19 protein-coding genes and 2 pseudogenes are annotated in these 21,762 nt (G+C 38.9%); 4 read left to right on the top strand and 17 right to left on the bottom strand.

Annotated features, from left to right (window positions below; all coding sequences use genetic code 11):
• Positions 1-7: 7 nt before the first annotated feature.
• The 3 genes from argC to ACFQIC_RS03370 form a co-directional block, all read right to left on the bottom strand.
• Complete coding sequence (gene argC / locus ACFQIC_RS03360; RefSeq protein WP_204708743.1) at positions 8-1,042, bottom strand: N-acetyl-gamma-glutamyl-phosphate reductase; 1,035 nt, start codon at positions 1,040-1,042, stop codon at positions 8-10.
• Between the two features lie 244 nt (positions 1,043-1,286).
• A complete protein-coding gene (locus ACFQIC_RS03365; RefSeq protein WP_204708742.1) occupies positions 1,287-2,600 on the bottom strand; it encodes a lysine N(6)-hydroxylase/L-ornithine N(5)-oxygenase family protein in 1,314 nt (437 codons plus the stop codon).
• A 290-nt stretch (positions 2,601-2,890) separates the two neighbouring features.
• A complete protein-coding gene (locus ACFQIC_RS03370) occupies positions 2,891-3,061 on the bottom strand; it encodes a hypothetical protein (RefSeq protein ID WP_204708741.1) in 171 nt (56 codons plus the stop codon).
• A 191-nt stretch (positions 3,062-3,252) separates the two neighbouring features.
• Here ACFQIC_RS03370 and ACFQIC_RS03375 point away from each other — a divergent pair, with 191 nt between their 5' ends.
• Both ACFQIC_RS03375 and ACFQIC_RS03380 read left to right on the top strand, forming a co-directional pair.
• Complete coding sequence (locus ACFQIC_RS03375) at positions 3,253-3,678, top strand: GNAT family N-acetyltransferase (RefSeq protein WP_390216938.1); 426 nt, start codon at positions 3,253-3,255, stop codon at positions 3,676-3,678.
• 40 nt (positions 3,679-3,718) lie between these two features.
• Positions 3,719-3,925 carry a PspC domain-containing protein gene (locus ACFQIC_RS03380; RefSeq protein ID WP_390216939.1) on the top strand — a complete coding sequence of 69 codons (207 nt, stop codon included), beginning with the start codon at positions 3,719-3,721 and terminating at the stop codon, positions 3,923-3,925.
• A 100-nt stretch (positions 3,926-4,025) separates the two neighbouring features.
• Here the strand turns inward: ACFQIC_RS03380 and ACFQIC_RS03385 are convergent, their stop codons facing one another.
• The 14 genes and pseudogenes from ACFQIC_RS03385 to ACFQIC_RS03450 form a co-directional block, all read right to left on the bottom strand.
• A complete protein-coding gene (locus ACFQIC_RS03385; protein WP_204708739.1) occupies positions 4,026-4,481 on the bottom strand; it encodes a cupredoxin domain-containing protein in 456 nt (151 codons plus the stop codon).
• A gap of 83 nt (positions 4,482-4,564) precedes the next feature.
• The gene (locus ACFQIC_RS03390; RefSeq protein WP_204708776.1) at positions 4,565-5,419 is read right to left on the bottom strand and encodes an RluA family pseudouridine synthase; all 855 of its coding nucleotides are present in this window, start codon (positions 5,417-5,419) and stop codon (positions 4,565-4,567) included.
• Between the two features lie 118 nt (positions 5,420-5,537).
• Positions 5,538-7,358, bottom strand: coding sequence for an ABC transporter ATP-binding protein (locus tag ACFQIC_RS03395; RefSeq protein WP_204708738.1), 1,821 nt, complete (start codon positions 7,356-7,358; stop codon positions 5,538-5,540).
• Entirely contained in the window at positions 7,358-9,067 is a 1,710-nt protein-coding gene (locus ACFQIC_RS03400) for an ABC transporter ATP-binding protein (protein ID WP_204708737.1), read from the bottom strand. The genes ACFQIC_RS03395 and ACFQIC_RS03400 overlap by 1 nt, the downstream gene beginning before the upstream one ends.
• A gap of 341 nt (positions 9,068-9,408) precedes the next feature.
• A complete protein-coding gene (locus ACFQIC_RS03405) occupies positions 9,409-10,395 on the bottom strand; it encodes a Gfo/Idh/MocA family protein (protein WP_204708736.1) in 987 nt (328 codons plus the stop codon).
• 116 nt (positions 10,396-10,511) lie between these two features.
• The gene (locus tag ACFQIC_RS03410; protein WP_390216940.1) at positions 10,512-11,222 is read right to left on the bottom strand and encodes an SGNH/GDSL hydrolase family protein; all 711 of its coding nucleotides are present in this window, start codon (positions 11,220-11,222) and stop codon (positions 10,512-10,514) included.
• A gap of 166 nt (positions 11,223-11,388) precedes the next feature.
• Complete coding sequence (locus ACFQIC_RS03415; protein WP_204708734.1) at positions 11,389-12,126, bottom strand: CAP domain-containing protein; 738 nt, start codon at positions 12,124-12,126, stop codon at positions 11,389-11,391.
• A gap of 137 nt (positions 12,127-12,263) precedes the next feature.
• The gene (locus tag ACFQIC_RS03420; protein ID WP_204708733.1) at positions 12,264-13,712 is read right to left on the bottom strand and encodes an aldehyde dehydrogenase family protein; all 1,449 of its coding nucleotides are present in this window, start codon (positions 13,710-13,712) and stop codon (positions 12,264-12,266) included.
• A 15-nt stretch (positions 13,713-13,727) separates the two neighbouring features.
• A complete protein-coding gene (locus ACFQIC_RS03425) occupies positions 13,728-14,780 on the bottom strand; it encodes a homoserine dehydrogenase (RefSeq protein ID WP_204708732.1) in 1,053 nt (350 codons plus the stop codon).
• A 10-nt stretch (positions 14,781-14,790) separates the two neighbouring features.
• A complete protein-coding gene (locus tag ACFQIC_RS03430; protein ID WP_390216941.1) occupies positions 14,791-15,969 on the bottom strand; it encodes a M20 metallopeptidase family protein in 1,179 nt (392 codons plus the stop codon).
• Positions 15,970-15,986: 17 nt separating this feature from the next.
• Entirely contained in the window at positions 15,987-17,192 is a 1,206-nt protein-coding gene (locus ACFQIC_RS03435) for a cystathionine gamma-synthase family protein (RefSeq protein ID WP_204708731.1), read from the bottom strand.
• Positions 17,173-18,156, bottom strand: a complete 984-nt coding sequence (locus ACFQIC_RS03440; RefSeq protein ID WP_204708730.1) for a cyclodeaminase — start codon at positions 18,154-18,156, stop codon at positions 17,173-17,175. The genes ACFQIC_RS03435 and ACFQIC_RS03440 overlap by 20 nt, the downstream gene beginning before the upstream one ends.
• A 3-nt stretch (positions 18,157-18,159) precedes the next feature.
• A complete protein-coding gene (locus ACFQIC_RS03445; protein ID WP_204708729.1) occupies positions 18,160-19,374 on the bottom strand; it encodes a M24 family metallopeptidase in 1,215 nt (404 codons plus the stop codon).
• A 135-nt stretch (positions 19,375-19,509) separates the two neighbouring features.
• A pseudogene (locus tag ACFQIC_RS03450) lies at positions 19,510-19,612 on the bottom strand (ATP-binding cassette domain-containing protein); the annotation flags it as partial.
• On the opposite strand from ACFQIC_RS03450, the pseudogene ACFQIC_RS03455 reads away from it, so the two are divergent.
• Both ACFQIC_RS03455 and ACFQIC_RS03460 read left to right on the top strand, forming a co-directional pair.
• A pseudogene (locus ACFQIC_RS03455) lies at positions 19,609-19,825 on the top strand (multidrug ABC transporter ATP-binding protein); the annotation flags it as partial. The pseudogenes ACFQIC_RS03450 and ACFQIC_RS03455 sit on opposite strands and share 4 nt — an antisense overlap.
• Positions 19,826-19,966: 141 nt before the next feature.
• On the top strand, positions 19,967-21,721 hold the full coding sequence (locus ACFQIC_RS03460) for a methyl-accepting chemotaxis protein (protein ID WP_204708728.1): 1,755 nt from the start codon (positions 19,967-19,969) through the stop codon (positions 21,719-21,721).
• The last annotated feature ends 41 nt before the right edge of the window (positions 21,722-21,762 follow it).

Here is a 21,762-nt window from a genome sequence, read left to right on the forward strand (position 1 = left end):
ATTCATCTTATGGATAAACTGGAACTTGATGAAGTCCCGTAGATTCATCATTCCCTAGTACTAGATTCATATTTTGGACGGCCTGACTGGCTGCCCCTTTCATTAAGTTATCGATGACTGCCACAATAGTAACACGACCCGTGCGTTCATCGAGTGTAAGACCAATATCGCAATAATTGGAAGCATATACATCTCTTGTACATGGAAAATCACCGGCTTTTCTAATCCTGACGAACGGTTGATTTTCATAAACTTTTTGATATAACTTAATTAATTCCTCTAATGAACGAGACTCCAATAATTCTACATATATAGTTGCCATGATGCCGCGCGTCATAGGAACTAAGTGAGTCGAAAACGTAATCGGATTTGTTTCGCTATTCCAAATCTTTAACTGTTGTTCGATTTCTGGGATATGCTGATGCTGATTTACTTTATATATTCTAAAATTTTCTTGGGTATTCGCAAAATGGGTAACAGGACTAGCATTTTTTCCGGCTCCAGATATACCAGACTTAGCATCAATAATAATACGTTTTGGATCAGCAAGCTGTTCGTTCATAACAGGTGCTAAACCTAAAAGTGTAGCTGTAGGGAAACATCCTGGGTTAGCGATCACTTTTGCAGACTGAATCGCTTCTTTATTCCACTCAGGAAGGCCGTATACTGCCTTTTCAAGTACTGATTGGATAGCGGCCTCTTTTTTATACCAATTCGTATACGTTCTGCTATCTTTAAGTCGAAGGTCTCCAGAGAGGTCAATCACTTTTGCTTTTCCTTCTAGAAGCTTTGGTGTCAGCTCACTTGACACCCCTGCTGGTGTCGCAAGGAAAATAATATCAAGTTGCTTACTCATTTTGTCTGGATTAAGATCTTGCAAAGTATATTGTTCATTGTTTACATGACTGTATAATTCTTGAAAAAATTCTCCGGACTGGGTGGATGAGTATAAGTTAATAGAGTCTATACCAGGATATGATGATAATAGTCGAAATAACTCTACCCCTCCATATCCTGTTGCTCCAACGATACCAATTTCCAAACTTCATTCACCTCTTTTGTGTATGTGTATAAATATTATTTATACCGTATATTTAAACTATTATTACGCGTGATGTGAATTCTGTCAACAGTTGTACAGAAAGTTTTCTTATTAATAGGAAAATTGAAAGAATAACATACTTAAAATAAACAATTAAACTCCTTAGACATTGCTCCAACATGTAAGCGAATATGCAAATTAAGAATATAAGAGACCAGCAAATTTAAATGCTGGTCCCTTATTTCTATTCAATGTCAAACGACTGAAATATGCTTTTCTCAGGTAACTTATAAACCTCTCGCCCTAGCAAATGATTAATAATTACTTTGTTACGGTGAACAGCAAGTCCTAGATTAGTCGAGCCAACACCATGTGTATGAGATATGCCAGTATGCACATAGATCTCGTTTTCAACATGCTCCGTCTTTTTCAAACGGTAATCGGCTTCGACTTTATAACGTCCTTCTTCATCCCATTCTAAAAAATCACTCAAATGGTGGATAAAGCCTGGAACGTACGGCTTGTATCCAGTTGCCGTAATCACGACATCACTTTCATGCTTAAACCACTCTTTCTTTTGCCAATGATAACAGTCAAGTACATATCCATCTCCTTCTTCCTTAGGATGAATACCATTTACTTCACTTAAAACTTGAAGACCTGTATCAATTTTCTCTTCACCAATTGAATATTCATACAAAAGGTTATAAATATCATCAATCGTATGATTACTAATCCCCTTATAATAAAGTCCTTGTGTTGCGAAAATTTCATCCTTATCCTTTTGGGGAAGTTGATAAAAGTATTTTACGTAATCAGGGGAAAAATGTTCAAGGCTTAGCTTTGACTCTTCCATCGATTCAAAGCCTGGTGAACGAGTGATCCAGTCTAACCTGAAACCACACTCTCGCTGTTCTTTTAAAAGTTCACGAAACGTTTCAGCAGCACTTTGACCGGAACCAACCACAGTAACTGATTCAGCACTCCGACAGCGTTCTTGATTCGGAATATAATCTGCCGTATGAAATACATCTTTTTTTGGTAATTCCTTAAACGATTTCGGCATAGTAGGCACACTGCCCGTTCCCATCACAATGTGCTTCGCCTTATAAGTATTCAATTCTTCTGATGATAAATCCTCCACCACAACTTCAAAATAATCGGTTTGTTCTTTAACGTGGCGTATACTAGATACACGCTGAGCAAACTGACAGCTTTCAATCCTACGAGAAGCCCATTGGCAATAATCATTGTATTCTCGTCGCGGGATATCCAGTCTCTGGAGAAAATAGAATTGGTACATACGATCATTCTTACTAATATAATTTAAAAAGCTGTGTATATTGGTTGGGTCAGCCATGGTTACAAGATCTGCAAGAAAAGGGACCTGTAGCTTGGTACCTTCAATTAACATACCTGGATGCCATTCGAAGTGCTTTTTTTTCTCAAAAAACAGGCTGTCTACTTCATCCATTTCATCTAATAAAGCAGCGAGGCTTAAGTTGAAAGGCCCAACACCTACTCCAATTAGGTCGTATATCTTATCCTGAGCTGTCATTTATGTTTCACTTCTCCTTTTTTCTGAAAAGACATCCATTTCAGAATCATTCACTATTTCTCATGTTACCATAATTCCTAAATAAACAGTAATAGATGGTAAGAGTTCTTATTAAGCTCTTTAGTTTTCCAACTAAGAGGATTGATCACTAATTTAACGCAAATAAAAAGAACTGCTTTTCATTAATATGAAAAATAGTTCTTTATGTTCTTAATTAGTTAATATTATGGGTTAATCCTTGAGCTTGACTCATAAAATTCACATAAAATAATTGATAAGGATAAGGGGTGTCATGTTTGTTGGTGCTTTATCTTCATAATCCCAGAGAAAAGCAGTAAAATAGCACCTAAGCCAATGAGGATAGAATCTGCTTCTTTAATAGCGACCTCCACCTCAAACAGCCATATCCCCGCACCTATTAAAAATAATACCCAGCCTGCGATTGAAAGTTTCCGCTGCATAATCTCATCCCCTCTTCCTATTTCTTATAGAAATTGTAACATGGTCGAAACTTTTTTCACTGCCCACTCGTATTCAATAAAAGTAGATGATTAACAGCCACCTCAATCTGAATATCCTAATTAATGAATAATATGCGAAAGAGCCTAAATGATTACACAGTAATATTTAAATGAAAATATAGGAGATACTTATGATTAAGTTAATAAATGCAGAAAACAGAAAGGATTACCTACCTTACCTACTTCTTGCCGACGAGAATGAAGACATTATAAACGAATACATTAATGATGGAGAAATGTATGCCATTACATCAGAAAACCAAACGATCGGTGTTTGTTTATTTATATTTCCAGAAATTAATGTGGTCGAAATTAAAAATATTGCTATAATTTTTTCAAAACAAGGGAAAGGATTAGGGAAAGCTGTTATCCAAGAAGCATGTACTTTTTTTAGAAGAAGAGGATATGCACAACTAATTGTAGGGACGGCTAACTCTAGTATAGCTAATATCATTTTCTATCAAAAAACTGGATTTCACATGGAGGCAATACGGAAGAATTTCTTTCATCGTATCCAGAACCTATTTACGAAAATGGGATTCAAGCAATTGACATGATTGTATTTTCTAAAGACCTTACTTAAAGGAGATGACAGGATTGAAAAAAAAGCTCTACAAATCAACTAGTAATAAAATGTTAACAGGTGCGTTAGGCGGCATCAGTGAGTTATATGACATTGATGCGAGTTTACTAAGAATTCTATATGCTGTTGGTGTTTTTCTTAGCAGTGGATTTCTCGTTCTTGTGTATATCGTTGCAGCCATTATCATGCCTACAGATAAAGAATTAAATGATCAGATGTAACTGAAATAAGAGCAGCCCCAAAAAATAACAGGATTTTGATCAGCTGCTGATCAAAATCCTGTTATTTTTTTGTATTTCTCACACTATTTATTGAATTTACTTAATCAACTACAATATAAGCAATCATCGGCCCATCATTTTCAATGTCGGCGTGAGTCGTACATATCAATCGATAAACCCCTTCTTTATCGAACTTAAGGTCCACTACTGTTTCACTCCCTTGTTTCACTACACCCTTTTTATCCGTCCCCTCAATCATAAAAGGGTGTTCCTGTCCATTCACTCCATAAATACTTAACTTAAAAGATTCTCCTTCTTCTGCAAAAATCGTCCCAGGGTCCCAGCGATACGCTTCTATTTCTTCGCCATTTGGCTTTTCTGCTTTAAACTCTCCTGTAACTAAATTAATCGTTCGCACCGTTTCACTATTCGATTCAGAAAACGTAGGAATAGACCCATTCCAAAATGAATTAGCTGCAAATAATGCTGCAACCACCAATACAAAACCACTGACTACGAAAATAATTTTTTTACCAGAAAGAACTAATGCTTTCAAGCGAACCCCTCCTAAGGCTTGTATGCTTATGTATATGCAGGCAAACCTTAGGAACTTGTCTACTTTCTTATAAAAGCTGAATTCTACTTAGATTTAGTTATAAAAACATCAGGGGGATCAACGGTGAAACGCATGACTTTACCTGAAGAAGGATGAGTAAAAGATAATACACTGGCATGAAGACCCAACCGACCTATCCCTTTTTTAACGGCTCCATATTTTTTATCATCTGCAATAGAGTGGCCAAGATCTTCCATGTGAACTCGTATTTGGTTTTTCCGTCCTGTTTCTAGTTGTATTTCTAATAAAGAGAAGAACTGGTTCGATTGCAATCGTTTATAATGAGTAACTGCATGTTGACCCTCATTAGGCTTAGTACTAGAGTGCATACGCAGAGCACTTGATTCCTTTAACCATGAAGTTATCGTACCTTTAGCCTGCTTGACCTTCCCTTCTACTAATGCAATATATGTACGTTCCTTCACTACACTCCTCCAAGAATTCTGAAGCTGATGTTTAATTTTCTCACTTTTAGCAAACATCATAACCCCGGAAGTATCTCGGTCGAGGCGATGAACGACAAATATTCTTCCACCAGGATTTGTACTACGAACATGATTCATCAACTGATGGTGGGCTGTTTTGCGCTTTTCCTTCGGTGACGAAACAGACAAAAGCCCAGAGCTTTTCTCTATGACAATGATGTCCTCATCCTCATGCAGGATTTTTACGCCTTGAAAAATAGGTTGTTTCTTAGATACGCTATTAGGAATGATTTCCACCATTTGCCCTGGTTGGAGTTGATAGTTATATGCTGTTTCCGTTTGCCCATTTACAGCTACTTGTCCACGAGATAGCAAAGATTTCACCGAGTTACGGCTACGATGAGATAAAATGTTCAGCAAGTATTTAAGAAGCTGAGTGGATTCTTCAACCATATACTCTTCAGGTTGTTTTGTTTCATTTCTTTTTTTCAAAAGTGTTCCTCCTCAATACCACGTTAGCTTACCGTTTGATTTAATGATTATATTCTTATTATAATACGATGGTTCATTATTAAACCGAAGCATGGTTTCCAGTCTGTTGCGCCTCCACTAGAGCCGAATAAAATCCGCCACGTTCGACAAGATCATGATGTTTACCGATCTCTATGATCTCTCCACGCTGTAGTACTAGAATCAGATCAGCGGAACGAATCGTGTTCAATCGATGAGCGATTACAAATGTAGTTCTACCTTCCATCAACTTTGCTAACGCATCACTGATTTTCATCTCTGTCACAGTATCGATACTGCTCGTCGCTTCATCCAAGATTAATAAAGCAGGATCAGCCAGCATAGCTCGAGCAATGGAGAGAAGTTGGTGTTGCCCATGACTAACCCCTTTCCCATCAGAGTCTAGGACGGTATTATAACCATTTGGTAAATTGACGATGAATTCATGAGCGTGCGCTGCTTTAGCTACTTCTTCTACTTCTACATCTGTTGCATCAAGACGACCATAGCGTAAATTTTCTCGTATAGTTGTATTAAACATTGTCGAGTCTTGCAATACAACTGCCATTTGATCTCGCAGGCTATTCCTTGTGATTGACTTTATGTCACGACCGTCAACTAATATTGATCCAAGATCAGTTTCGTAAAAACGAGATAATAGCGAGATAATCGTAGTTTTCCCAGCTCCTGTTGGTCCTACTAATGCGACAGTATCTCCAGGGGAAGCATGAAAACTAATATTAGAAAGCGTTTTCTCTTCTTCCTTATAAGAAAAACCTACCGAACGAAATTCAATATCCCCTTGCATTTCATCAACTGCGGTTGCCTGTTCCTCATCTTGTTTTTCTTCGGTCTCATCAATAATTTGAAAAGCTCGTTCAGCCCCTGCAACTGCCGACAAAATCATATTGTACTGATTGGCAAGATCATTTAAAGGACGAGTGAATTGACGTGAATATGTAGTGAAGGTCACAATTACACCAATTGAAATATTTCCATTGAGCGCAAGCAGACCACCTGCCCCAACAATAATTGCAAAGCCAATGTTATTTAACATATTCATTAACTTAGGAATGAACCCAGAATATGTTTGCGCCCAGTACCCTGATGTTTTTAATGCTTTGTTTTTCTCTTCGAAGTCTTTAATAACTCTTTCTTCACGAGAAAACATCGATACAATCGTTTGACCTGAAAATATTTCCTCTACGTACCCATTTACGTCACCAAGGTGATTTTGTTGTTCTTTAAAATAGAGCCCCGTCCGCTTCGTAATCCACTTCATACCGAAATACATTACTGGCACAATCATTAAGGTTAACAGAGTAAGGAGTGGACTGAGCCAGAGCATAACAGATACTGTCCCCAAAATCGTTAGCACGCTCGTTACGAACTGAATAACTGCAGTATTCAAGGTTCTACTCACATTTTCCATATCATTGGTTAGGCGACTCATTAGCTCCCCTTGCTGCCGCTCCTGGAAAAACAAAATCGGTAGTTGTTGCAAGTGTGCAAATAGATGACGACGCATAGCATAGACTGTATTTTGTGCAATGCCAATCATCAAATAGTTTTGCAACCATAAAAATAACGAATGAAAGGCGTATACTCCAACGAGTAAACTAATCATAATTAAAAGTGTCTCGGTAGCTGGCGTTGCTATAACCCTATCGACAGCAACCCCTAACAAATAAGGACCCATCAAAGATAAAATTGAACTCAACAGAATGATCACAATAACGATAGTAAACCGCTTTTTCTCATATGCCATATAACTCCAGATTCGCTTCAAGGTCGACTTCATATCCCCTACTTTAGGAGGAGACGCACCTATGCCCTGATGACGTTTAATTGGTGTACGATCCGTTTTCTTGGAATCATCCATTACATCACATCCCCCTGCTGTGATTGGTAAATCTCTCGATAGTAAGGGCTAGCTGCAAGCAACGAACCATGGTCTCCCTCTGCCATAATCTGCCCTTGATGTACTAATAAGATTTTATCTGCAGCCATTAACGAACTAATTTTCTGAGCTACCATGATCACTGTACAGTGCTGCTGCTTTAACGTTGTTAAAAGCCTTACTTCCGTATGAGCATCAAGAGCACTCGTACTATCATCTAAAATTAATATTTTCGGTTTGCGTACCAAAGCTCTAGCAATGGATAGGCGTTGTTTCTGCCCACCTGAAAAGGTTACCCCCCTTTGGCCAAGATGTGTATTATATCCATCGGGTAAAGTAGTTATAAATGAGTGAATTTCTGCTTGCTTTGCTGCTTCGATAATTTCTTCGTCTGTTCCGTCTTCTTTTCCCCAAGCAATATTTTCTTTTACACTTCCTGAAAATAAATGGATGTCCTGTGGAACAAGACTGATTTGTTGACGCAGGCTTTTCACACTGAGGTTCGTAATCTCGTGATCGTCTATCAAAATTCTCCCACTGCTTTTTTCAAAAAGTCTAGGAATTAGATGCAGCAAGGTCGTTTTTCCTGAACCCGTTTCTCCAAGAACACCTATAGTTTCACCAACTCCAGCCTTAAAACTAATCTTTTTCAAAGTTTCCCTTCCATCCCTATAGAGAGAAACTTGATCAAAAGTAATACTGCCTCTTAATGTAAACTCACGTACGCCCTCCTGTGCAAGATAGCTCGGTGTTTTCTCATCGAGCACTTCACTGATGCGGTTGGCTGAAGCATTCCCTCGGGAAAAAACCATAATTAAAAATGAAAAAATTGAGAACGTGAACATTATTCTAGTAGCATAATTTATAATAGCAACGATCTCACCAGCTTGCGCACTACCAAAACTCAGTTGTGTAGCTCCGAACCAAAGAATGATCAATATAATCACGTTCATCCCAAGCATAACTACAGGCATAGCCAACTCCATTAGCCTTAATGCCTGTTTGTTCTTATTGATAAGCGAATGGTTTACTGTATGAAATCGTTTCTCTTCATAATTCCCACGATTGAAACCTTTGATTAGGCGTATTCCTGATAAACTTTCGCGTATTACAGTATTCACACCATCTAAATTAGTTTGCACTCGTTTAAATAATTTGACACCTTTGACCAAAATCCCCAATAAAAAAACCCCAAGCACAGGGACTGCCACAACAAGGATAAAAGCTAATTCTACATTAACTGTAAAGGCCATTACTACGGCGAAAATAATAAATAAAGGGGCCCGTAATGCAATTCGCATAAGCATTAACACCAAATTCTGAATTTGAATAACATCATTTGTCATACGGGTAACCAAATTAGGCGTAGAATAAGCTTGGAAATTTTCATTCGTAAACTCTTGGACTTTCTTAAAAAGATCACCACGCAACTCATAACCCACACCTTGGCTGACATTAGCTGCAAAGAACGAATTGGTTATTCCGGCAATAAATGCGAGCAACGATAAACCAATAAGAACACTACCCCATACGGAAACAACCGTATAATTTTCTTGCATAATCCCTTCATCAATTATGCGTGCTAGCAATAACGGTTGGACTAGTTCTACCACGAGTTCTATAAGCATTAGTATGATAGCAATTATTGCTGAAATTCTATAATTAGATGCATAAGAGAATACTTTCTTCATAATTATCCCCCGATATCTGAAAGTTCCCACTTACTATACAGGATAATGATATGTTGGAGAACTGATTAGACTTTAACCATTGTCAAAGAACTTGAGTGAGTGAAGAATTTCACCCAAAAGACGGACTTACCATTAGAAACAGACCGTCTTTTTTTAAATGATAAGGTACTTTTAATTTACAAGGATGTTAGAAAAAATGGCCTGGATATTTTTCCAAGCCATTTTTTCTGTATTTAATAATGAAAAATATGTGATTATAGTTGAGGTGAAACTCAATAATCATTGTTATCCATATTTATCACAAGGAACCTGATAACAATGGCAAGCCCAACTTTTTGGTTTTATATTTTGTCTGCAGGATAGGAAATCCCCATTTGTTCTCGTGCTTCCTGTAAAATTTGCGCAGTAATTAGTGAATTTTCATGTGAGTTAACCGTAGATTGAGTTGCTCCCTGTTCAACTAGACCGATAAATTCATTAATTTCATAGTACATCGATGGATAGGTATGTGAAACGTTTAAATTCTCAATCTCTCCATTGTTATATTGAATAAATACATCACTAGGTTCTGAAATATTAGGGATAACTAACACACCTTCTTCTCCTTGAATTTCAGAAGGGGAATGCGAATGACTAATTTTCGAGTGCATAACAACAGCTTCCATGTGCGGATATGTTAGCAGTAAACTTCCTTCTCCATCCACACCAGAGCTTAATGCTATACCATTTGCTTGAACCTTATCTGGCTCACCGAATAACACAACCATTGGATATACGCCATATACACCTAAGTCCATTAATGAACCATTAGAAAATTCAGGATTAAAGGCATTCAGTACCGTTCCCTCTCTGTAAGCATCATACCTGGAGGAATATTTACAGAAATTCCCGACATATCTTCTCACTTTTCCAATTTTATAAAGATTTTCTTGAATCGACAAGAAAGATGGCATGAGAGTTGATTTTACTGCTTCCATCAACATTACACCGTTTACTTTAGCCGCTTCAATCATGGATGCTACCTCCCGTTCATTGGAAGCAAAAGGCTTCTCACAAAGAACGTGTTTCCCATTGTTCATGGCTTTAATTGCCTGCTGAGCATGAAATGAATTCGGACTAGCCACATAAATCGCATCCACTTGTTGACTCTCTACCAAGTTATCTACGGATGTGAATATCTCAGGGACATCAAATTTTTGAGCGAATTCAGCTGCACGTTTCTCAGTTCTCGAATATACGGCCTGCACTTGAAAATTTTCAAGATGGTTACCTGACTCAATCATAAGTTTAGTAATAAAATTAGTACCTATAATGCCAAAACGGATCATATTATTAACTCCTTAATTTTACTGATTTGTTTTTAATTATAACAGTCTCAGCTATGGAGGAGGAAAATCAATTCACATTCCTATGTACCGTGCCGAATGTGAACAACTCGGCACCATTATTCCTTGATCTGCTTCAACCCTAAATTGGCAAGCACTTTATGACCTTCAACTGTCGGATGTACGTCCTCTTTGATGATATAGTCAGGATTTCCTTTGAATGCTTGGTAAGCATCTATAAGTTTTACTTCCGTAAAGTGACTTAATAATTCAATAAGTGAACTGTACTGTACATTTATATAGTGAAGAGGTTGATTCAACGTCTTTCCCTCTATGGGATACGGATTATAAATGTTATAAACTAAAATTTTCCCGTCGGTTAATTTGTCTAGCTCCATCACAGTGGAATAAACATTAAACAAAAGATTTCGAACAACAATCCCTACTTCATCCATGTTAATCCCTTTTACCCCTTTATCTTTATGCTTCTTTAATATATTTAGTAAATCATTTCCACCAATATAGACAACCACATAATCTGAATCTTTGACCGTGTTTTGAAATACCTCATTTTCACGAATTGCTTGGAGCATTTCTCCTGATGTTAATCCAGGAATTCCCAGGTTGGTAACTTCTAGGTTGGCATCTTCACCGATGACGAAAGGGAATGCCTCTCCAGGAGGGAATTTATTTTCTTTCTTTAAATTATATCCATAAGGGATGGAGTCGCCAATAGCCACAAGGTGCTTGGGATGTCCTGCTTGTACCATGTAGGGAGTTATAATATTTATAACTAAAAGGAAGCAGAGCAGAACACTTATTTTCTTCAATGGTATATCTCCCTTTTTAGCTCTAATTTTAACTTTCCTCTTTAGCATTCCAGCTTAAATAACAATTCAATCAAAGTTAATTCTTCCATTTTTACTGCAATAAGTAAATATACTGTCTATTTAGGTATATAAAAAAGAAAGACGCGGTTCTCCGCGTCTTTGCCTATTAACTTCCTATAAACATTTGCGTCCAGTAATTACCACTTTCTGAATAGCCAATTCCAATTTCAGTCATGTTTTCGTTCATAATGTTTTTTCGGTGTCCTGAACTGTTTAACCATCCATCTACTACTGACTCAGGAGTTTTCTGCCCTTTTGCTATATTTTCTGCAGCTGTTCGATAGTCTACATTATATTCCTTAAGCATATCAAAAGGAGTACCATATGTTGGTGAAGTGTGAGAAAAATATTCATTTTCTGCCATATCCTCAGATTTATCCTGAGCTACCTCCGATACTTCTTTGCTTAATTTTAAAGGTTGGAGCCCTTGCTCTTCACGGGCCTCATTTGTCAATTGGACAACTTGCTCTTGAACCTCACCTGTTGCCTCATCAGTTCCACCGTCTCCAGTGTCTTGTCGTTGTTGATTTTGTTGGTTTTGTTGATCCTGTTGATCTCGTGGTTGATCTCGCTGCTGGTCTCTTTGCTGATCTGGTTGTGCTTGTTGTTGTCCCCAATTGTTTCTATCCTCTGGAATGATAGGGCCTCTACCTGGATTGGGAAAGTTATTGTCGAAACGGTTTATGTCTGGTAAACGTCCATTTTCTTGGTTTCCAGGTCCATAAGTTACCTGGTTATAATCGTACCCTGTTTCATCTACTGCACCATCGTTATTATTCGCACCACATGCAGGTAGTGTTATCATGCTAAACGCTATTAATGTGGTAAAATATACTTTTTTCATCATTTGCCTCCTAAAAGAAATTCCTCCCCATTACTATGTGCATAGAGATAGAAAATATCATGATAAAAGACAAAAAAAAGCCGCTAAATGATAGCGACTTTTCCATTTATTCCGTGCATTTTCATTAATTGGGGGTTTTACAAAAGATTCTCCTGCAGCCGAAATGAAACGACTTTCGATTCCGTCATAGCTTCTATGGCGAATCGAATCCCTTCACGTCCGATACCTGATCCTTTTGTACCACCAAAAGGCATAGCATCAATGCGGTAATCACTGCTGTCATTTATCATAATACCACCCACGTTCATATGCTTTATTGCAAAAAAGGCAGAATTGATTTGGCTTGTGAAAATCCCGGCCTGTAATCCGTAATTTACACTATTTGAACGTTCAACAGCCTCATAAAGCGAATTCACAGGATAAATAAGAACCACCGGACCAAAAATTTCTTCCTTCGCAATGGTCGCATCGTCAGACACGTTTGTTAAAACAGTAGGTGTATAATAAGAACCATCTCGTTTACCGCCAACTTCAATAACGGCACCTTTAGCAACGGCTTCCTCCACCCAACTTTCCACACGTTGTGCTTCCCTTTCGTTAATCAGCGGCCCGATATCGGTTAATTCGTTCATTTTATCTCCTACCTGCAATTCAGCGGTTCGATTTACAAATGTATCGAGAAACTTTGAATAAATTCTTCTTTCAACGTAAATCCTTTGAACGCCAAGACAATTTTGCCCAACAGCTGAAAAAGCACCAGATACTGTTGCCTGAACCGCATCGTGAAGATCAGCATCTTCAAGTACAATGACAGGAGAGTTGGATCCAAGCTCCATACTTAGTTTTTTCGTACCTGCTTTTTGCGTGATGTGTTCACCAGCAACAGGTCCTCCCGTAAATGAAATCATCCGTACAGCAGGGTGAGTAACCAAAGGATCTCCGATTTCGCGGCCTGATCCTGTTACTACTGAAAGAAATCCCTCGGGTAACCCCGCTTCTACAAAGGCATCAGCTAACTTTAATGCACTAAGAGGTGTAACCGAAGCAGGTTTTAAAACAATTGCATTACCAGCAGCAATCGCCGGGCCAATTTTATGGGCTACCATATTCAGTGGGTCGTTAAACGGTGTAATGGCTCCTACAACACCCACAGGAAAGCGATAATAATATCCCACCCGATTTTCACTGCCTTCGTTTTGGTCAAAATTAATCGTCTCGCCATTGATTCGCCGTGCCTCTTCCGCACTGATTTGGATCGTCTGTGCTGCACGCTTCACTTCCCCACGCGCCTCATTAATTGTTTTACTGCCTTCGCTTGCAATAACTTGGGCAAAGTCTTCCATGTGCTCTTTCATGTAAACCGCTACCTTATTTAAAATGGCTATTCGTTCGTGTGTCGGCCACATTTGAGTGGTGCGATACGTGCGATCAGCCATTTCTATAGCTTCAATCATTTGTTCCTTAGAAGCTAAAGGGACCTTAGCAATTACTTGACCGTTTTGAGGATTAACGACTTCGAACGTTTTTTTGCCTGCCACCCACTTTCCGCCAATTAACATTTTCATCGCCTTCACCTTCGTATGCATCGTTATCACCACCCGTTAGATTTTGGTAAGCTTTTTCTGTTTTTGATAATGAATCAAGTCGATCAATAATGAAAATCCAGTCTCTTTTAAGCCAGCTCCAGCTCCAGTTAGAAGTATCGGCCCAGATAAGTCACACTCATACAGAATGGCATTTGTAGCACCAGTCACACTAGCAAGTGGGTCTGTAGCATCAATACATTCAGGTTGAACTGAAGCTACAACTGTGCCATTTTCCTGTTTAATACGAGCTAATAACTTCCACTTTTTATTTTCTTTTAATGCGGATTGCACTTGATTCTTTGTAATATGAGTAATTCCTTCACAATACACATCCGTATGAGAAATCTCCACGCCCATAATATAATTCGATAAGATTGCGGCCTTGTATCGAGCGTCATACCCCTCGACGTCACTTGTCGGATCCGCCTCGGCATACCCTAGTTCTTGGGCTTTTGATAATGCTCCCTCATAAGATTGGCCTTTTTCCATTTCCGATAAAATGTAATTCGTCGTACCGTTAAGAATCCCTCGAATCTCAGTAATTTTATTTCCCGCTAACGTCTCAATCGGCATTCTCAATGCAGGGGTGCCACTCATTACTGTTCCTTCAAAGCCAAAGAACACATCATTGTTAGCGGCCAATTCAGCAAGTTCACGATACGCAAGAGCTACAGGACCTTTATTAGTCGTCACAACACTTTTGTGATGTTCAAATGCGGTGCGGCAATGAGTAATTGCAGGCTCACCTGTATTTACATCAGTGAACGTCACCTCCACAATGACATCAGCATTACTATTTGTAATCGTATCAATACTGCTTAAACCTTTAATGAGATTGGAGCTACCCTCATAAGCTTCGACAGAACCTGTGTCCCGAACAGCTTCTAGTAAATCATTAACATGTAGACCTTCAGGATCATATACAGATCCCTTCATAACATCAGCTACAGCTACTATCTTTGAATCAAAACCATAGGACTCAAGCAACGATTCTTTTTTTTCAGCTAAAATTTCAGCCAGAGCTTGCCCGACTCCACCAAATCCGATAAAAGCAATGTTCGTTGTCATACTCTCCCTCCTACCCTTTGAAAAAATTTTCGATACTTTTCATCATTATTGCTACTCCATCAACCATCGCTTTTTCATCAATATCAAAGCTAGGATGATGCAAACTCCGCTCTTGCTCCAATCCACATCCTAGAAAAAACATCGCACCAGGAATTTGTGCTGTCATATAACTGAAATCTTCACTTCCCATTCCAAAGGGTTCTTCAAAGATCTCCATACCTTCTCCTGCTTTTCGAAAAAGTTTGTTAATCGATGGATCATTTACTAATGCAGGTTCACCTTGCTGAATACTTAGCTCATAATCTCCCCCTAAAGCATTGATCATAAGACATACTTGCTCAACTTCTCTAGCTAATTGTTCTCTTATCTTTCCCTCGTAAGAGCGTACTGTTCCTTTGATACTCACTGTACTCGGAATAATATTATGGGCTTCTCCTCCATAAATTTGTCCTATACTGACCGTCCCTACTTGTAATGGATCTACTTTTCTCCCATTCAAACTATACAGGGCTTGCAATACATAAGTAGCCATCCACAATGGATCAAGTGTTTTGTGCGGATACCCACCGTGGCCACCGCGTCCTTTAATGACTAAATGAAATTCATCATTATTAGCCATGCTAGGACCATCATGAACCTGAATGGAACCCCTCTTTCTCCATGGACACATATGCAATGCAAGCACACCATCTAAGTCATCAAGGATACCAGACTTCAGCACTTTCACTGCACCCGTTTCACCGTTATCATCACAGCTCTCTTCTGCCGGTTGAAAGATTAATTTAACCGTGCCTCTCCAAGAATTTTCCTCAAAATTTTCAACAAGTAGCTTTGCCACCCCTAACAAAATGGCGGTATGAGCATCATGACCACAAGCATGCATTATCCCTTGATGTTGAGAAACATACTCTAGAGATGATTGCTCTAAAATCGGCAAGGCATCGATATCTGCTCGTATTCCAATTACAGGACCATCACCTGTGGAAAGGGTGGCGATGATTCCATAACCACCCACCCCTGATTGAATGTGATCTAAGCCAAAGCTACGCAAAACCTGAATAATTTTCTCGCTTGTATGACTTTCCTGAAAACTTAATTCAGGGTATTTATGAAAATGACGTCTCCACTCTATTAACTTCGGAAGAATTTCTTCAGCTTGAGTATCAAAGTCCAGCTTTTTGGTGTTCAACTAAATCACCTGCCATATTAGCTGCGCACCGCCATGTTCTTTGGAAGTGCTTTAAAAGCTTGTTGTAAATCTTGTTTTAAATCTTCAATATCTTCTATCCCTGCCGAGTAACGAATTAACCCTTCAGGTATTCCCATAGCTGCTCTTTCCTCTGGAGTACATTCAACATGGCTCGTCGTTCGAGCAGGACCGACTACAGTCTCTACACATCCAAGGTTCGCAGCACGATTGGCGTACTTAAGTTTGGGCAACAAGTGACGTACCGTATCGATGCCTCCTTTAACTGCAAAGCTCAACATTCCACCATAGCCTTTCATTTGTTCTTTAGCTACATCGTGATGAGGGTGTTCTTCAAGTCCTGGATAATAAACACCCTCTACTAAATCAAACTCTTTTAAATACTCTGCAATCGCTTGAGCATTTTGATTTTGCTTATCTACACGAAGTTTTAATGTTTTCATACCACGTAGTAGAAGGTAGGCAGCCATCGGATCTAACGTTGCACCGTTAATTTCACGATAGTGATAAATTCGTTCCACAAGTTCTTTAGTCCCACAGACCGAACCACCTAAAGCATCTGCGTGCCCCCCTAAGAATTTCGTAGCACTATGAATAACAAGGTCAACTCCAAGGTCAATTGGGTTTTGGTTTACTGGTGTGGCAAACGTATTGTCAACGATAACCGTTGCTCCCATAGCTTTCCCTGCTTTAGCCATGCGCTTAATATCAGTGATTTTAACGGTTGGGTTAGTCGGGCTTTCTAAATAAAGCACTTTACAACCTTTTTTAATTTCTCGTTCAATTGCCTCATGATCTCCAGTATCACAAAGCATAACCTCAACATTTTGTTTAGGCAGGAATTCTGTAAAAATTTTATTTGTTCCACCATACGTATCTTTAATGGATACAATTCGGTCTCCTGGATATAGAAGCGTTCCCAATGTGTTGCTAATAGCAGCCATACCTGTCGAGAAACTGGTTGCCGCTTCAGCCCCTTCTAAAATGCGTATCTTTTCTTCAAATGCTTCTACCGTAGGGTTAGTATTTCGCCCATAAATGTGGCCTTTTTTATTACCAATTGCCACTTCATACCATTCATCCATATCTTCATAACCATAAGAAACACTATGAACGACTGGAACCTGCGTAGCTCCAAAAGCGAGAGAATCCTTTTCCCCTGCCCAGATTGATTTAGTACTAAATTTAGCTTCCTTCACGATCATCAGCCTCCTTATATTCCATTAATTGATAAGCGTAACGGGCGATTGCCGTATCCTGAACTCCCGTACCTGTTAAATCACATACTGTAATTTGATCATCACTTAATCGGCCCGCTTTCATCCCGGTTGTTATCTCACCTAATTCAACTGTTGCCTCTTTTACTTTTTCATTCGCACAAGTTCTTAGCTCACCTAGCCTTAGAGATTGTTCCAACACATCACAAACGAAGAGATCTGCTTTCTCAAGCACCTTGGTATCCAGTTCTTGCTTATGCTCTGCATCCGATCCCATCGCTGTAATGTGAATACCTGAATGAAGCCAGTCCGCGTGAATAATTGGATCAGTTGATGGGGTAGTTGTTACCACAATATCGCTATTTTCTACAACATTTTTAGCACTCTTACTTAGTTCAACTGCCAATCCAAGCTTTTCCTCCATTTCTTTTTGATATTTAACCATATTTTCTTTTGTTCTTCCGTAAACATAAACCTTATCAATAGGCCTGATATTCACAAGCGACTCCAACTGATACCTGGCTTGTGACCCTGTGCCAATCACACCAACCACTCGACTATCTTTTCTACTTAAATATTTACTGGCTACCGTTCCTGCAGCAGCAGTTCGTAAGTCCGTCAACAACCCATTATCTGCAAAGATCGCTTTAGGCTCACCAGTGATCGCACTAAGCAAAATCATCATGCCATTCGCACTTGGCAATCCTAATTGAGGATTATTAAAAAACCCCGAAGAAAGTTTGACGGCAAAGGTATCTAAACCTTCAATATAAGCCGACTTAATATCTACTTCTCCGTTATTTTCCGGAACATCGATTCGCATAATAGGCGGCATTGTAACTTTCTTCGTTGATAAATTGGAGAAAGCTGCTTCAATCACTGCAATTAAATTTGTATCTAATCGTATAACGTTATCAATTCGATCCCTGTCATATAAACGAATCGTTCCCACCTCCTAACTAATTTGACCATTGCTGTTAAGAAACATAGAAGATTCTTGCTTAACGATCAGTTCTCGTGGATACGTTGTAAACTGTTCACAACCTGTATCTGTTACACGGAATGTTTCACTAATTTCAATACCGTCATGATCAAACCAGAGCCCCGGAATTAAATGAAAGGTCATATTGGGTTGTAATACGGTTTGATCTCCTTTTCGTATGCTAGCCGTATGCTCTCCCCAATCAGGAGGGTAATTCAGACCAACGGAATACCCAAGTCGTGCCTCTTTCTCAAATCCATACTGTTTAATACTCTTTGACCAAACTGCCTCCAACTCACTACAAGTGACCCCTGGCTTTGCAGTTTGTAATACATTTTGAATTCCTTCTAATACAACAGGAGCTAGCACTTCTAACTTGTTACTTGGCTCCCCGATCGACACCGTACGTGCTAATGGAACATGGTAACGCTTATAACACCCTGCTAATTCCACTATTACAGGGCTTCCCTCGACAAACGGTCGATCAGACCACGTTAAATGTGGAATGGCCGTATGGTCTCCAGTTGGTAAAAGCGGGACAATAGCCGGATATTCTCCACCATAATCTGGCGTACCTTTAATAAGATGATAGTAAATCTCTGCAGCTGTATCGCATTCCCGACGACCTGCATTAATGCTATCTATACCCTTCGTCATCGCTAAATCTGCAATGACTCCAGCACGTTTCATATATTCTATTTCCTGATCTGATTTAACCATTCTTACACGATTCACTAATAGGGAGGCATCTTGAAACTTTGCATTAGGCAAACCCTTTTTCAAACGTTCCATAGCCATTCCCGTAAAATAGTAATGGTCCATCTCTACACCAATACGCCTAGTCCCTTGACCTACCTGGGAGAGAATCGCAGCCATAAAATCCATTGGGTGACGTATTTCTGAATGCACATAATAATCTGGATAAGCGATGACATTCTCTTCATAAATCCAAGTAGTCGCTTTAGCTCCATTAGCATCTTGATAACGGCCAATCCAAAGTGGCTGCGGCTCGTCAATTACAATGACAAGCATTTGATGAACATAAAAGGACCACGCGTCATAACCTGATAAATAGTTCATATTAGCTGGATCAGTGATAAGCAATACCTCGATACCCTTCTTAGCCATAAGCTCTTTCGTATCGTCTAATCTTTTTTGATACTCTAAAATATCAAATGGAAGCACCATGACTATCCCTCCCTCTATTATCTGAATATTAAAACTTCTATACTTCCATTGTATTCATTGTTAAATTGATATGTAATGTAAAAATTGTATGAAGTTTTAAGGGAAAGTTTTATACAATAATTCTGTTAGTCAAATTAGTGCTGATGTAGCTTCATCTAAAATAAGAATCGGTGGATAAAAACATACGGGCAATGGCTAGTCGTTGTTTCTGTCCTTCTGAGAGTTTAAACCCTCGTTGATACGGAAACTGAAGTAGCCATTCAAAAATCACTAGCTGAACTGACAGAAGGGAGAACGACACTCATCATTGGCTCACCGATTAGCAACTATTAAAAATGCTGACAGAATTATTGTTGTTACAAATGAGGGGATTGCTGAGCAAGGAAATCATGATGAGCTCCTGCATTCTAAAGATATATACAGCCGCCTTCACGAAGCACAATTTAGATAGTACTCATTCAAAAAGCCGAACTTAAGTTCGGTTTTTTCATTTTTTTCCTGTTTCTCTATTATATGTATGATAATTTATCCGATAATTTAATTAATGGGAACATATATAGTTGTCCAACTGGAGAAATGAGGAGTTTTATTCATGAAAAAGTTTTGGAACATCAAGGAATCGATTAGAGGTAAGATATTTTTAGTCTCGCTAATTTTGTTAGCGGTTCCAGCTATCGTAATTGGTTTAATAGGGTACCAATCAAGTAAAGCGAGCCTTGACGAACTTGGAAAAACAAATTTAAAAAATAGTGTTGAGTCTGCACTTAATATGATTGAAATAGCCAATCAAAATGTAGAAGACGGCAGTATGTCTTTAGATGAGGCTCAAGAATCTGTTAAAGTACAGTTACTTGGTGAGCTTAATGAAGATGGCACTCGTCCGATTAATCCGAATATAGATTTAGGAGAGAACGGATATTATTTTGTTTTAGATGAAGAAGGGACAGAATTAGCTCACCCACTTCTAGAAGGAGAAAATATTTGGGATAGCCAAGACTCTAATGGTGTCATGGTTGCTCAAGAATTGATTGAGAAGGGAACAAATGGTGGTGGTTTCACCTATTTTGAGTGGCCTTTGCCTAACGATTCTAATACAGAAGCCCCCAAGGTTTCTTATTCTGCACAAGACTCTGATTGGGGATGGGTTGTTGTGTCGGGTACTTATATGATGGACTTTAACAGTGGTGCCAGCCAAATTTTGTATAGCTTATTAATTACGTTAGGAGCCGCATTACTTATAGGCGTTCTCATTATATGGGTGTTTACAGGGAAATTAACTAAACCAATCAAAGAGCTTTCTCAACATTCCAGACAAATGGCTAATGGTGATTTTATTATGGAAGATTTAGAGATCACCACTAAAGATGAAGTTGGCAATCTAGTTCATAACTTTAATACTATGAAAATTAATTTGAGAGAACTTGTTCGGTCCGTTTCCGAGTCATCTGAACAAGTCGCTGCTGCCTCACAGCAATTACACGCTAATGCGGAAGAGAACTCATCAGCAGCTGAACAGGTAACTATCGCTATACAAGATGTTGCAGCAGGTTCTGATAAACAATTGGAGAATGTGAATGAATCTTCTTCATCCATTCACCATATTTCTCAAGACATTCAATCCATTTCACATCACGTAAAAGATTTATCAACATCCTCTAGCGAAGCAGCCAATATATCAGAGTCTGGTGAACAATTGATTCAAAGCGCTTTACAACAGATGGAAGAAATTAATGATAATAGCGATGTGACTAACCGAACCATTCAAGTATTAGACCAAAAGTCCGGAGAAATCGGAAGCATCGTATCGCTAATCACCGACATTTCCGAACAAACAAATTTACTAGCCCTTAATGCAGCAATTGAAGCTGCACGAGCAGGTGAACACGGAAAAGGCTTTGCCGTGGTAGCTGATGAAGTTCGGAAATTAGCCGAACAGTCAAACAAATCAGCAAGCCACATTATGGAACTTATTACCGATGTACAGTCCAAAACCAAAGAAGCAGTGGAATCCATGAATAAAGGGGAAGGCGCTGTGAAAAAAGGAGTACAAACAGTTCATGAAGCAGAGGAAGCCTTTATAAAAATCACAAATGAGGTTCAACAGCTTTCAGGAGGTATGCAGGAAATTAATAGCTCTGTTCAAACAATTACAGAGCGTAGTCAAAATCTAGTAGAATCTGTTGATATAGTGAAGGAGATTTCTGTTCAAGCATCAGAGCATTCCCAACACGTCGCAGCAGCTACAGAGGAACAAAATGCATCGGTTGAAGAAATCTCTTCTGCTAGTGAAACCTTAGCCCATGAAGCCAATAAACTGCAGGAACAAGTAAGTCGATTTAAATTCTAATAATAAAGGAGTGTTTCTGAGTTATCTCAGAAACACTCCCT

The sequence above is a fragment of the Halobacillus seohaensis genome (assembly GCF_042663045.1).
Taxonomy (GTDB): Bacteria; Bacillota; Bacilli; order Bacillales; family Halobacillaceae; genus Halobacillus_A; species Halobacillus_A seohaensis.

Coding starts and splice junctions, on each gene's coding strand:
- ACFQIC_RS03365 (WP_204708742.1), bottom strand. CDS start 2,600: ATGACAGCTCAGGATAAGATATACGACCTAATTGGAGTAGGTGTTGGG.
- ACFQIC_RS03415 (WP_204708734.1), bottom strand. CDS start 12,126: ATGAAAAAAGTATATTTTACCACATTAATAGCGTTTAGCATGATAACA.
- ACFQIC_RS03400 (WP_204708737.1), bottom strand. CDS start 9,067: ATGAAGAAAGTATTCTCTTATGCATCTAATTATAGAATTTCAGCAATA.
- ACFQIC_RS03425 (WP_204708732.1), bottom strand. CDS start 14,780: ATGACAACGAACATTGCTTTTATCGGATTTGGTGGAGTCGGGCAAGCT.
- ACFQIC_RS03435 (WP_204708731.1), bottom strand. CDS start 17,192: ATGATCGTGAAGGAAGCTAAATTTAGTACTAAATCAATCTGGGCAGGG.
- ACFQIC_RS03370 (WP_204708741.1), bottom strand. CDS start 3,061: ATGCAGCGGAAACTTTCAATCGCAGGCTGGGTATTATTTTTAATAGGT.
- ACFQIC_RS03445 (WP_204708729.1), bottom strand. CDS start 19,374: ATGGTGCTTCCATTTGATATTTTAGAGTATCAAAAAAGATTAGACGAT.
- ACFQIC_RS03405 (WP_204708736.1), bottom strand. CDS start 10,395: ATGATCCGTTTTGGCATTATAGGTACTAATTTTATTACTAAACTTATG.
- ACFQIC_RS03375 (WP_390216938.1), top strand. CDS start 3,253: ATGATTAAGTTAATAAATGCAGAAAACAGAAAGGATTACCTACCTTAC.
- ACFQIC_RS03460 (WP_204708728.1), top strand. CDS start 19,967: ATGAAAAAGTTTTGGAACATCAAGGAATCGATTAGAGGTAAGATATTT.
- ACFQIC_RS03390 (WP_204708776.1), bottom strand. CDS start 5,419: ATGGTTGAAGAATCCACTCAGCTTCTTAAATACTTGCTGAACATTTTA.
- ACFQIC_RS03420 (WP_204708733.1), bottom strand. CDS start 13,712: ATGCATACGAAGGTGAAGGCGATGAAAATGTTAATTGGCGGAAAGTGG.
- ACFQIC_RS03395 (WP_204708738.1), bottom strand. CDS start 7,358: ATGGATGATTCCAAGAAAACGGATCGTACACCAATTAAACGTCATCAG.